At 70.0% G+C, this 14,035-nt stretch carries 3 protein-coding genes; all 3 read left to right on the top strand.

The window, feature by feature from the left end; genetic code table 11:
* Genes IEW34_RS20085 through IEW34_RS20075 form a run of 3 tightly spaced genes read left to right on the top strand, consistent with a single transcriptional unit; the run spans position 1 to position 13,963 of the window.
* Positions 1-6,627: a type I polyketide synthase gene (locus IEW34_RS20085; protein WP_188611001.1), complete on the top strand. Its 6,627-nt coding sequence runs from the start codon at positions 1-3 to the stop codon at positions 6,625-6,627.
* A gap of 2 nt (positions 6,628-6,629) precedes the next feature.
* Positions 6,630-13,040, top strand: a complete 6,411-nt coding sequence (locus tag IEW34_RS20080) for a type I polyketide synthase (RefSeq protein WP_188611000.1) — start codon at positions 6,630-6,632, stop codon at positions 13,038-13,040.
* A complete protein-coding gene (locus tag IEW34_RS20075) occupies positions 13,037-13,963 on the top strand; it encodes a hypothetical protein (protein WP_188610999.1) in 927 nt (308 codons plus the stop codon). The genes IEW34_RS20080 and IEW34_RS20075 overlap by 4 nt, the downstream gene beginning before the upstream one ends.
* Positions 13,964-14,035: the final 72 nt, after the last annotated feature.

Genomic DNA, 14,035 nt, shown 5'->3' with positions numbered 1-14,035 from the left:
ATGTCGGATTTCCTGCAACGCATCGCCGACTATTCACCCAAGCGCCTCGCCCTGGTGGCGAACGAGCTGAAGCAGCGCGTCGATGCCCTGGAGCAGGCACCTCATGAGCCGGTCGCCATCGTCGGCATGGGATGCCGCTTCCCCGGCGGTGCCGATACGCCGGAGCTCTACTGGGAGAAGATCCGCGCCGGCGCCGATTGCGTCGTGGAGACCCCGCCCGATCGCTGGGACACAAAGGCCCTGTTCGACCCGGATCCGGACGCGCCGGGCAAGCTGACATCCCGCCATGGAGGCTTCCTGGCGCGCGTCGACGCCTTCGACCCGGAGATGTTCGGCATCTCGCGGCGCGAAGCGCAGAACATGGACCCCCAGCAGCGCCTGCTGCTCGAGGTCGCCTGGGAGGCGCTGGAGAACGCCTGCATCCCGGCCAGCGATCTCTACGGCGCCAACGCCGGCATCTTTGTCGGCGTGTCGGGGTTCGATTATTTCCAGCTCTTGCGGCGCGGCGATTCCAGCGCCTTCGATGCGTATGCCGCCTCCGGCGTCGCCCACAGCATCGCTTCCGGCCGCCTGGCCTATGTCCTCGGTACGCGGGGCCCGGCCCTCTCCATCGACACCGCGTGCTCCTCGTCTCTGATGGCGGCGCACGTAGCCGTCCGGAGCCTGCGCAACCGCGAATGCAACGTGGCCCTGGCGGGCGGCGTCAATCTCATTCTGACGCCCGAAACCACGGTGGCGCTGTCGAAGGCGCGCATGATGGCCCCCGACGGCCGCTGCAAGGCGTTCGACGCGCGGGCGGACGGTTTCGTGCGCGGCGAGGGCTGCGGCGTGCTCGTGCTCAAGCGGCTGTCGGACGCACGGGCGGCGGGCGATCCGATCGTCGCCGTGATCCGTGGCACCGCGGCCAACCAGGACGGCCGCAGCAACGGTCTCACAGCGCCGAACGGCGTAGCTCAAGAGGAGCTCCTGAAGGCCGCGCTGGACAACGCACGCATCGAAGCCGACGCGGTCGGCTACGTGGAGGCCCACGGCACCGGGACCAAGCTCGGCGATCCGATCGAGGCCCTCGCATTGGACGCCGCGTTCGGCCGCTCTCGCCGCGGCGCCCCTGTCTTCACCGGTTCGGTCAAGGCCAACATCGGCCACCTCGAATCCGCCGCCGGGGCGGCCGGCCTGATCAAGCTCGCCCTCATGCTCCGGCACGGCGTCATCCCGCCCCAGATCCACTTCGAGACGCCCAATCCGCACGTCCCATGGGAGACGATCGGCGTGCGTGTGCCGCGCACGGAAATGCCGTGGCCGATGCGTGCGGACCAGCCGCGGATCGGCGGTGTCAGTTCCTTCGGCTTCAGCGGCACCAACGCGCATCTGATCCTCGAACAGGCGCCGGACCCGGCGCCGGCCCCGCGCGCCGAGCCGCGAGCGATCCAGATCGTCACCGTGTCGGCCCGCACCGAGGCCGCGCTCGCGAGCCTTGCCGGGAGCTACGCATCGGTGCTGGCCGTACCCGGTGCCGACCTGGATGCCGTGGCCGCCACTGCCACCGCGGGGCGAATGCACCTTCCCCACCGTGCCGCCGTGGTGGCGGCGAGCCCGCACGAGGCGTCGGAGCAACTGGCCGCATTGTCCCTGGGCCAGGACGCGGCCTCCGCTTACCGCGGAGCTGCGAATGCACGACCGCCGAAAATCGCTTTTCTGTTCACCGGCCAAGGCTGCCAATATCTCGGCATGGCGCGGGGCCTGCTCGATGCGCAGCCGGTCTTTCGCGCTGCCATGGACGACTGCCGCGCCCAGCTGAACGCACTTTGGCCGCACGATCTCTTCGAGATCCTCTTCGCGGAGAGCGGCGCGTCGGGCGACCGGCTCAACGACACCACGTTCACCCAGCCGGCACTATTTGCCGTCGAATATGCGTTGGCCCAACTCTGGGCGTCGTTCGGTGTGCGCCCCGATGCGGTGGCCGGCCACAGCCTCGGCGAGATCTCGGCAGCCTGCGTCGCCGGCATGCTCAGCCTCCACGACGCGCTCAAGCTGACGGTCGCCAGGGGGCGGCTGATGGGATCGCTGCCGCGCAACGGCGCCATGGCCGCCGTGATGGCGAGCGAGGAGCGCGTGCTGGCTGCCATCAGGCCGCACGCCCATGCGATTTCGGTCGCCGCGCTGAACGGGCCGGTCGGCACCGTGATCTCGGGGGACGCCGGCGCCGTGAGCTCCGTCGCCGCCGACCTGCGTGCCCAGGGCGTCACGGTGACCCCCCTTAAAGTCTCGCACGCCTTCCATTCGCCTTTGATGGACCCGATCCTGCAGGACTTCGCGGCCGAGGCCGGTGCCGTCGCGTGGGGGCCGGCGCAGATCAAGCTGGCGTCCAACGTGACCGGGAGTTGGGCAGACACGACCGCCGCGGATCCGGACTATTGGTGCCGGCATGCGCGCGCGCCCGTGCGCTTCGCCGACGGCATCGCGGCGCTGGCCCAGTCCGGCTGCAACGTGTTCATCGAGATCGGGCCGCATCCGACGCTGATCCCGATGGCCCAGGCGTGCGTTCCCGATCACGAGGCGCTCTGGCTCGCGTCCCTCAAGCGCGGCGCAAACGACGACGCGGCCATGATGAACGCCCTGGCCGCGCTCTACACCGCCGGGGCAGACATCGACTGGCGCGGACCGAGCGCGTCCGCCGCACGAACGCGCCTGCCGAACTATCCCTTCCAGCGTGAGCGCTTCTGGCTGAGCAACGCAGACGCGGCGGCGGAGCCGCAGCGGGCCGAGCTCCATCCCCTCCTCGGCCGGGAGGTGCGCCAGAGCCTCGGCGCGGAGCGCCTCTTCGAAGCGCGGCTCGGCCCGGCGCGGCAGAGCTATCTGGCCGATCATCGCATCCATGGCACGCTGCCGACGCCGTCGCCCGTGCTGATGGAGATGGCACTGGCGGCCGGCCGCCAGGTCCTGGGCCACGGCGCCCTGCGCCTGCGCAACTTCGAGCTCTCGGCTCCGCTCATGCTCGATGACGCGGAGCTTTCAGTCGTCCAGACGGCCATCGTGCCGACGAGCGGCGAAGTCCGGATTGCCGCCCTCGGCGCCGACGATACGTGGCTGCCGATCGCGACCTGCCGCGTGGAGCGTGACACGGGACCGGACGCCGACATCGTCGACGTGGGCGGCTTGCGGGCATCGCTCCCCGAGATGATCTCGCCGGAGCTGTATTACGGCCGCCTGGCGCAGCTGGGGCTGGAATTCGGACCCGCGTTCCGCGGAGTCGACATCCTTCACCACGGCGCCGGCACGGCACTGGCGCGCGTCGCGGCAACGGCTGGCCTCGCCGCGGCGACCACGATACACCCGGCTGCGCTCGATGCCTGTCTGCACGCGATCGGCGCGGCGCTGCCCGGCGCCGCAGACGGGCTCGCCGAGCCCTACCTGCTGATGGCCGTCGAGGAGGTCCGCGGGCGCGGCGCGGGCTGCGACGGGCCATTCTGGTCCCACGTGACGCTGCGCGATCCGGTGAAGGCAGCGCACGGCGAAGCCTTCGTGGCAGACGTGCGCATAGTCGACGACGCCGGGGCCCCACTGGCAGAGCTCAGTGGCGTGACGCTCAAACGCGCGCGCAAGAGTTCGTTCGGCGACCGGACGCTGGCAGCGCCGATCAGGCGGCTGCTGCACGAAATCGCCTGGGTCCCGGCGACGATGTCCGGCGCCGAAGAGGTCGCGGCGGCGCTGGCGCCGCAGCTCCGCGAGGCGGCCGAGGCGCCTGCGCTGGCCGCCTACGCGGAATTCATACCGAAGCTCGATCATCTCTGCGCGCTCTATGTCATCCGCGGCCTGCGCCTCCTCGGCTGGACCATGTCCGCCGGGGCGACCGCCACGGCGCGCGATCTCGCCGATCGGCTCGATATCCCGCTGCGCCATCGCCGCCTGTTCGCGCGCATGCTGGACATTCTGCGCGAAGACCGCGTCCTCGTTCACAGCGAGGGCGTCTGGCGCGTCATCGAGGTGCCCGAGACGGATCCGGAAGCGTTTGCGGACGAGGTGCTCGCAGCCCATCCCGATTGTGGCGCGGAACTTTCGCTGACGCGCCGGTGCGCGCGCTCCCTGGCCGCGGTGATGCGGGGCGAGACCGATCCGCTGGCACTGCTCTTCCCGGGTGGGTCCTTGGCGGATGCCGAACGGCTCTACCAATCCTCGCCGCCCGCGCAGATCTACAACAAGCTGGTGGCCGACGCGGTCGGCACCCTCGCCGCCGCGTCGGGCGGCCGGCCGCTGCGCATTCTGGAGGTCGGCGCCGGCACCGGCAGCACCACGGAAAGCGTTCTGCGGCGGCTGGGCAGCGCGCCGTTCGAATACACGTTCACGGACGTCTCGCCCCTGTTCCTGAACCACGCCAGAGCCAAGTTCGCGGCCTGTGGCACGGTCCGCTACGAGTTGCTCGACCTGGAGCAGGACCTCGCCGGGCAAGGCTTCGAAGCAGGCAGCTTCGACATCGTCATCGGCGCCAATGTCGTCCACGCCACGCGGGATCTGGCGGCGACGGCGGCGCGCCTGCGAGCGCTGCTGGGGCCGGAGGGGCGCCTCATTCTGCTCGAAGGCGCAGGGCCGCAGCGGTTCGGCGACCTGACCGTCGGCCTGCTGGAAGGCTGGTGGGCCTATACCGACACGGATCTGCGTCAGTACGCCCTGATGCCGCGCGCGGCGTGGCGGACGCTGCTGTCCGGCGCAGGCTTTGCGGAGGTTGCTGCGATTCCGCCGGAGGGCACGCATGCCGTGCTCGACCAGCAGGCGGTCTTCGTGGCCGAAGCTGCGCCTGCTTCACCCCGCACCTGGTTGCTGCAGCCCGACCGAGGCGGCCTCGCCGCCGCCCTCGCCGACGCGCTCCAGCGGCGCGGCTGTTCGACCGTCTTCGTCGACGAGGGCGATGCGATCGCGGCGGCCCTCACCTCACGCACGCGCGAGCCGGTCGGAGTGGTCTCGCTCATCGCGCTCGACCATGCGGCGGAAGCGGCGCAGGACGATCTCGGCGCCGACCAGGAACGGTTGATCAAACCGACGCTGGCGCTCTTCCAGGCCCTCGTGGCGCACGCGGGGCCGGCGCGGTTCTATGCCGTCACGCGCGGAGCGCAGGCGATCCGGGCTGGCGAAGCGGCCGAACCCGCCCAGGCGACGCTGTGGGGGCTCAGCCACGTCGCGGCCCTGGAGCACCCCGAGCTCAACGTCGTGCGCTTCGACCTCGATCCGGCCGAGGATACGGCGACCGCAGCCGATGCGCTCGCACGCGAGCTGTGCGGAGGCTCGCGCGAGCACGAGATCGCGCAGCGGGGCGGCAGGCGCTTCGCGCGTCGCCTCACGACCCGTCTGTCCCAGCCCGCCCGCAGCCTTGCCCCGGCGGCGGCGATCGATCCTGACGGCGCCTATCTGATCACGGGCGGTCTGCGGGGGCTGGGCTTGCTGGTGGCCGAATGGCTCTTCGACCAGGGCGCCCGGTCTATTGCCCTGATGGGGCGCGGCGCGCCTGGGGAGAAGGCGGCGGCGGCCATCGCCCGCATGGAGCGAGGTGGAGCGAATGTCCTGACGCTCCGGGGCGACGTCGCCTTGCGCGATGACGTCAAGGCGGCCCTGTCGGCCGTGCGCGCCGCCGGCCGGCCGCTGAAGGGCGTGTTCCACTGCGCCGGCGTGCTCGACGACGGAGCGCTCATGTCGCTGGACTGGGATCGCTTTGCGCCCGTGCTCGCGCCGAAGGTGCAGGGCGCGTGGAACCTGCATGCGCTGTGCGGCGACCTCGACATGTTCGTCATGTTCTCCTCCGGTGCGTCGCTCGCCGGGTCGGCCGGGCAGGCCAATCATGCCGCCGCCAATGCCTTCGAAGACGCCCTTGCCTGGTTGCGCCAAGCGCAAGGTCAACCCGGGCTGGCAATCAACTGGGGACCGTGGGCCGATATCGGCGCCGCCGCCGACCGCTCCCTGAGCGCGGTCGGAGGCCTTTTGCGGGCGATCTTGCCTCAGGACGGCCTGGCAGCGCTGTCGGCCTGTCTCTGGCGTGGTGAAGGGCAGCCGCTATTTCAGCCGGCGCAACTCGCGGTGATCGACGCCGACTGGTCGGCGCTCGCCACGGCCCAGCGAGGACTAGCGGATTCCCCGCTGTTCTGGGCCATCGCGGCAGAGACCGGGTCCGATGCGGAGCGTCCTGTGGCCCGCCGCACGCGCACCCAGCCGGAGGAGCGCAATTGGCGCGCCCGGATCCGCGCCGCGCCGGCGAGCCGGCGCGGCGCCCTGCTGCGCGACGACGTGCGCGCGCTTGCCGCCAGGGTGCTGGGCGCTTCGCCCAGGAATGTCGACGTCGATCAGCCGTTGCGTGACCTCGGCCTCGACTCGCTGATGGCGGTCGAACTGCGCAACCGGCTCGGCATCGCGCTCGGATGCACCTTGCCTGCGACGATCACCTTTGACTGTCCGACGATTACCGCCCTCGTCTCCTATTTGGGTAGGGAGGGCGACGTCGGTCTCAGGGACATACTCTCGGATGTTGCTCCGGTCCCTGTGCCAGACGTGCCCGATCCCTACGCTGGTCAGACGGAGAGCCAGCTCGCCGCGGCACTCGTGGCGAAGCTGGATGCACTTCAACTCATGAACGAAGTGGCCTGATCGTGAACGTGAGCTTCCAGAACCAGCAGGCGAACAGCGAGCTCTTGCGGCGCGCCCTCGCAGCGATTGATCAGTTGCAGGTCAAGTTGGCTCAGGCCGAGGCCGCGCAGCACGAGCCGATCGCCATCATCGGCATCGGCTGCCGCTTTCCCGGCGGCGCCGAAGATCCGGAAGCGCTCTGGCAGCTGCTCGTCGACGGCGTCGATGCGGTCACCGAAGTGCCGCTCGATCGCTGGGACGTGGCGAAGATCTTCGACCCCGATCCAAACGCGGCAGGCAAGACCTACACGAAGTGGGGAGCGTTCCTCGACGGCGTCGACATGTTCGACGCGCCGTTCTTCGGCATCACCCCGCGCGAGGCGGTCAACCTCGACCCCCAGCAGCGCCTTCTACTGGAAATGTCCTGGCTGGCACTCGAAGACGCGGGCATCGCTCCCCTATCGGTCGCTAACACCCGCACCGGCGTCTATGTGGGCGTGACAGCGCTCGACTATGTGCAGATCCTCGCCCGCAGTTCCGGGCCGGAGGACGCCTATGCGCTCTCGGGCACGGCCCACAGCATCGCCGGCGGCCGCATCTCCTATTTCCTCGGCGCGCAAGGTCCCAACATTTCCGTCGACACGGCCTGCTCGTCGTCGATGGTCGCAGTCCATCTCGCGGTCAAGGGCCTGCGAGCCCGCGAATCCGACCTGGCGATCGCCGGCGGCGTCAACGTCACGCTCATTCCCGACGCATCGATCCTCACGTCACGCGCGCGGATGATGTCGCCGACCGGCCGCTGCCACGCCTTCGACGCCGCCGCCGATGGCTACGTGCGGGCCGAAGGAGCCGGCATGATCGCCCTGAAGCGCCTGTCGGACGCGGAACGCGACGGCGATCGGATCCTGGCGCTGATCCGCGGCTCGGCGCTCAATCAGGATGGGCGCAGCAGCGGGCTCACCGCCCCGCACGGGCCGTCCCAGGAAGCGGTGATCCGCGCCGCCCTGGAGGATGCGCAGGTCACCCCGGGCGACATCACCTTCGTCGAGGCGCACGGCACGGGTACCTCGCTCGGCGACCCGATCGAGGTCAACGCCCTCGGCAACGTCTTCGGCGGACGCCCGGCCGATCGGCCACTCCTCATCGGTTCGATCAAGGCCAACATCGGCCACACCGAAGGCGCGGCCGGCATCGCCGGCATGATCAAGGCTGTTCAGGCGCTGCGCCACCGCGCCTTGCCACGACAGCTGCATCTTCAGACGCCGAACCCGATGATCGATTGGGACAAGTGGCCTGTCCGCGTGCCGCTGGAGACGACGCCGCTGGCCCTCGCGGATGACGCAACGCCCCTGCTCTGCGGCATCAGCTCGTTCGGATTCAGCGGCACCAACGCCCATGTGGTGTTGCAGGAGCCGCCGGCGCCGCCGGCGGCCGAGCGCGGGCCGCATCCCGCCGACGCATCGACATTGCTGGTGCTTTCGGCGCGGACGGACGACGCGGCCCGCGAGCTCGCCGGCCGCTACGCCGCCCTGCTCGAGCGCGAGGGCGGCCCGTCGCTCCGCGACGTCGCCGCCGCCGCACCGCTCGCGCGCTCTCCCTTCCCGCAACGCGTTGGCGTCGTCGCGGCCGATGCCGCCGAAGCGGCCGCGTCGCTCGCGGCCTTCGCCCGGGGAGATGCCCCACGCAACGTAGTTCACGGCCGCGCCACGTCGGCCGCAGCGCCCGAGGTCGTCTTTCTGTTCACCGGCCAGGGCGCCCAATACGCCGGCATGGGCAAGGGCCTCTACGAAACCGAGCCCGCGTTCCGCCAGGCCCTGGACGAATGCGATCGGCTGGCCCGCCCTCACATGGACCGCGGGCTGCTCGATGTGATCCTCGGCGATCAATCCACGCTCATCGACCAGACGACCTACACGCAGCCGGCCTTGTTCGCGCTCGAGTATGCCCTGGCCATGACCTGGCGGGCTTGGGGCATCGAGCCGACGGCGGTCATGGGCCACAGCGTCGGCGAGTATTCAGCCGCCTGCTTTGCCGGCATGATCCCGCTCGCCGATGCGCTGCGCCTCATCGCGACACGCGGGCGCCTCATGGGCGCTCTGCCTGCCGGTGGCGCGATGGCAGCGGTCATGGCACCGGAGCCGGTCGTGCGGTCGGCGATCACGGCGGCCGCCGGGCGCCTGGACATCGCCGCCGTCAACGGTCCGGCGAGCATCGTCGTTTCGGGCGCCGCAGACGCCCTCGATGAGCTGTTGGGCCGCCTGCGGGACCAGGGGATCGAGGCGCAGCGTCTCAACGTCTCGCACGCCTTCCATTCCGCGCTGATGGAGCCGATTCTCGACGAGTTCGAGCAGGCGCTCGCGGCGACGTGCTTCGCGATGCCGTCGATGACCGTGATGTCCAACCTCTCGGGAACGCCGCTTGGCGCCGAAGCGCTCAAGCCCGACTATTGGCGGCGTCACCTGCGCCACGCCGTCCGCTTCGCGGATTCGGTCGCCCATTTGCAGCGCGACGGCTACCGCCTGTTCCTCGAGGTCGGCCCGGCCCCCATTCTCTCCGGAATGGCCAAGCACTGCGGGGGCGAGCCGGATTGCGCCTATGTCGGATCATTGCGCCGCGGCCGCGATGATCGCCGGTCGATGCTCGAGGCGGCGGCCCAGCTTTACGTGGCCGGAGCACAATTGAACTGGCCCGCGATCACGGGCGAACGCGCAGGGCACACGTCCCTCCCCACCTACCCGTTCCAGCGGACACGCTTCTGGCGCGACGACACCAGGGCGATGGGGGGCATGGCCATGCAAGGCCACCCGACGAGCCACCCTCTGCTTGGCCTGCGCACGTCCTCGCCGGTGGAGATCTACACCACCGAGCTGGGGGTCCAGCTCCAGCCCTGGGCGCATGATCACCGCATCTTCGACTACACGCCGTTCCCCGCCGCGGGCTTCCTCGAGCTCGCCCTGGCGGCCGCGACCGAACGCGGAGGCAAGGCGGCGGCCCTGGAGAATGTGACCATAGGCCAGGGATTGCTGCTTCCTGAGGCCGGAGCGGCGAGCCTCCAGGTGGTGGTCACGCCCGACGCCGACGGCCGCAAGACCGTGCAGATCTACAGCGCGGCCGGCGAGGACGGGCCGTCCGAATGGCGTCTCCACGTAACCGCCCAGGTGGTCGAGCGCGGCACGCCGGCGTCGCCGCCGCTCGCGATCGAGGAAGCGGGCTGGAGCGAAGCTTCGGTCGACGACTACTACGGTCGGATGGATGCGCTCGGCGCGCATTACGGCCCTGCCCTGCGCGGCGTTCGCTCCATGAGGCGGCACGGCCGAACCGTTGTCGCGGAGATCGCCTTGCCCGCGGGCCTGTCGCCGGATGGCTACGGCCTTCACCCGGCGTTGCTCGACGCCTGTTTCCAACCCATGGGCTTGGGCATGGAGGAGGAAGGCGCCGCGGTGCCGAGCACGGACCTCTACATGCCGGTCGCGGCCAAGCGCTACAGCGTGTGGCAGCCCGCCGCGACCGCCGTGACGTGCCGGGTTGCGGTGACGACGGGCGGTGAGGGCAGCGGTGTCGCCGAGGCCGATTTCGCCATCTTCGATGCCGCCGGCGCACTCGTCGCCGAGGTGATCGGCTTCGAAGTCCGCCGCATCACCCGCGCCGCGCTCGAACGCCAGCGTCGCGCCAACGGTCCGAAGGCGGACTGGCGCTTCGGCGTGGAATGGCTTGCCAGCGCACCGAACGACGATCCGTCTCAGGTCGCGGGGCAGAATTGGCTGATCCTGGCGGACCAGGGCGGTGTCGGCGATGGCCTGGCAGCGCAGTTGCGCCTGGCCGGCGCTTCTGCCGAGCTCGTGCCTTGCCCGGGTTCCATGACCGAGGCGGATATTGCCGCGGCGGTGGCGGCGGCGGCGCCGATCGATCGTCCCTTGCACGGCGCAGTGCTGCTGTGGCCCCTCGATGGGCCGGAAGGGCTCGCCGATCTGACCGCCATCGAAGCAGCGCACGCCACGCATGTGACGGCGGCGCTCTTCGCCTTGCGCGCGGTCGTGAACCGCGCGGCGCGCGTCATGGTGGTGACCCGCGCGACGCAGCAGCTCGGACAGCTTTCAGCCGATCTGGTCCAGACGCCGATCTGGACCTTCGCCGGCGTCGCCGCCTCCGAATATCCGACGTGCGGGCTCGCCCGGATCGACCTCGACGCGGCACGCGAGGCCGAAGACGGCGACAGGGTCTTCGCCGAGGCCTGCTCGCGGGACGGCGAGGATCGGGTCGCTTATCGCGGCGGCGAGCGCTTCGTCGCCAGGCTCAAGCTTCGGGAGCAGGAGACGACGGCCGAGGGCACGCCGGTCCTGCTCGACATCGCCGAACGCGGATCCCTGGGCAACCTGTCCCTCGTTGCGGCCGAACGCCGGCCGCCGGGTCCTGGCGAGGTCGAGATCCGGGTGCATGCGACCGGGCTGAATTTTCGCGACGTGCTGAACGCGCTCGGCATGTACCAGGGCGAGGCCGGCCCGCTCGGCAACGAATGCGCCGGTGTCGTGACGGCGGTGGGCGCCGGCGTCACGCGCCTCTCCGTGGGCGAGGACGTGGTCGCCATGGTCGATCGCAGCTTCGCATCCTATGTGATCGCGCCGGAGACGATGACCGTCCGCAAGCCGCCGTTCGTATCCTACCAAGAGGCTGCCACCGTTCCGGTGACGTTCCTGACCGCGGACTATGCGCTGCGGGCCCTCTCCCACATCAAGCCGGGCGATCGCGTGCTGATCCACGCGGTGACCGGGGGCGTCGGCATGGCGGCGACGCAGATCGCACTGCGCGCGGGAGCGACCGTCTTCGGCACGGCGGGAACGGCAGCCAAACGGGTCCTCGCCCGGAGCCTCGGCGTTCATTTCGTCAGCGATTCCCGCTCGCTCGATTTCGTCGACGACATCCATCGCGATACGGGGGGAGCGGGGGTCGACATCGTGCTGAACTCGCTGGCGGGCGAATTCATACCCGCCAGCCTGGGCCTCGTTGCCCAGGGTGGGAGCTTCGTCGAGATCGGCAAGACCGATATCTGGACGCGCGAGACCGTTGCCGCCCGGTTTCCCGGCATCGACTATCACCCGCTCTACCTGGGCGAGGTCGCCGCCGCCGAGCCGGAACGGATCCGGTCGATGCTGGTCGACATTCTCGCCGACATGGACGACGGGCCACTGCGCCCGTTGCCGCAGACCGTCTACCCCTTGCACCAGGCCGAAGACGCGTTCCGCTACATGGGCCAGGGGCTGCACACCGGAAAGGTCGTGGTCACTCAGCCCAAGCCGGCGGCCATCCGCGATGATGGCGTCTATGTGATCACCGGCGGGCTGACCGGCCTCGGGCTGACGACCGCCGAATGGCTCGTCCAGCAGGGCGCGCGCAAGCTCATCCTCATGGGGCGCCGCGCGCCCGGCCCGGACGCGCTGTCTGCCATCCAGCGCCTCGAGACGAGTGGGGCAACAGTGCAGACCGCTCAAGCGGACGTGGGCGATCGCGCCGCCCTGGCGGACCTCCTGGCTGACGCCCGCAGCGGCTTGGGTCCGATCCGCGGCGTCCTTCACGCCGCCGGCGTACTCGACGACGGCATGCTGTCCGAGCAGACGCCGGAGCGCTTTGCGCGCGTGATGGCGCCGAAGGTTCGCGGCGGCTGGTTGCTCCACGAACTGACCTTGAGCGATCCCCTGGACTTCTTCGTCCTGTTCTCCTCCGGCGCCTCGCTGCTCGGATCGCCGGGCCAAGGCAACTACGCGGCCGCCAACGGTTTCCTCGACGCACTTGCCAGCTATCGGCACGCGAGCGGGCGGCCGGCGCTCAGCATCAGTTGGGGCAGTTGGGCAGAGGTGGGCATGGCCGCGGGCGTCGGTGAAGACCATCACAGGCGCTGGGCGGCGATGGGCCTGGAGATGATCACGCCGGATTCCGGGATGGAGATGCTCGGCGCGCTGCTGGCCAGCGGCGATGGCCCCCAGGTCGCGGCGGTCCCCATCGTGCGTTCGCGCCTGCCGGCAACGGTCGGGCCCTTCTATCGGGGGCTGGTCGACGCCTCCGCCGCCGCTGCCGAGCCGACACTGCCCGTCACGATCGGCGCAGATCTGCGCGCGGCGGAGCCGGAGGCCAGGCGCGGCTTGCTCGACGCCTTCCTGGCCGATCAGGTCCTGCGCGTCCTGGCCCTGCCGGCGACACAGAAGGTCGACCGGCACGAGCGGCTGCTCAACCTGGGAATGGATTCCCTGATGGCGATGGAGTTCCGCAACCGCGTGCTGGCCGCGCTCGGCGTGCGCCTGGCGGTAGCGGATCTGCTGGGCGGTGCCAGTCTGACCGATGTCGGGCGCATCGTCATGAGCGAGCTCGCGTTCGATGACGGCGGCCCGGGCGAGGCGCCGGCGGTCGACGCCGAGATGGAATGGGAGGAAGGCCAGCTATGACCCAGGCCGACGCCCTGATGCGCTGGGTGGCCGGCGACAATGCCGTGCGCCGGGCCATGGCGTGGGCGGGCTTGTTCGGCATCGGCTGGGCCGGGCTGGAGCTGCTGCTCGTCGCGGAGCTGCGCGAACCCCTGAGTCTGCTTCAGATCGTCTGGTGCCGGTATGCCGTACACCTGATGATCGTCTTGCTCATCTGGGGGCAGCGAACGCCGGTCACCTTTTGGCGTACGTCACGGCCCGTATCGCACGTCTGCCGGTCGCTTATGATGATCGTCATGCCGGGTTCGTTTGCCATCGCTCTCGCGCATGGCATCGCAGTGGAGTTCGTCTGGTCCATGTTCTGGATGGCGCCCGCCTTGATCATCGCCATCGCGGCCGTCTGCCTCAAAGAGCGGCCGCCGTGGGCCGTCGTGGCCGCGAGCTTTGTCGGAGCTCTGTGCGTGGCTGCCATGTTCGGGCATGTGCGCTCGCCATCGCTGTCCGCCATCGGCCTAGCCTTGGCGGCGGCGGGGTCGTTCAGCCTGTACGTCGTGCTGACACGTTCGTTGCGGGAGCAGCCTCTCTCGACGAACATGTTCTACACCGCGATTGCCGTGTTCGTCGCGGCCACGCCTGCCATGCCGAGCGTGTGGATTTGGCCGGACGCCCATGATCTGGTGTTGCTGACCATCCTCGGAGGCGCTGGCTTCGCGGTGCTGCTGGCGCTGGATCACGCCTGCCGCGCAGCTCCGGCTTGGGGCGGTGCCAACGCGCTCTTCACGCAAGCATTCTGCATCGATGGAGTTCTGTCGGTCGTCGGCGGCGGGGCACTGCGTCCGCGCGTCGCTCTCGGGCTGACCGCACTCGTTGTTCTAATCGGAACCCTCTGGATTCGTGCCGATCGGTTCGACATCGGACCGAGTGGCGAGCCGAGCAGCGGCTAGAGCGTTTTCGAGCGAAGTGGACGCCGGTTCGCGTGAAGAAAACGCGGCAAAACAAATAGATATCGCGTTTCC

Source organism: Chelatococcus reniformis, assembly GCF_014640075.1.
Lineage (GTDB): Bacteria > Pseudomonadota > Alphaproteobacteria > Rhizobiales > Beijerinckiaceae > Camelimonas > Camelimonas reniformis.
The sequence above is the reverse complement of the archived record's forward strand: the minus strand, read 5'-3'. Positions and strand labels throughout refer to the sequence as shown.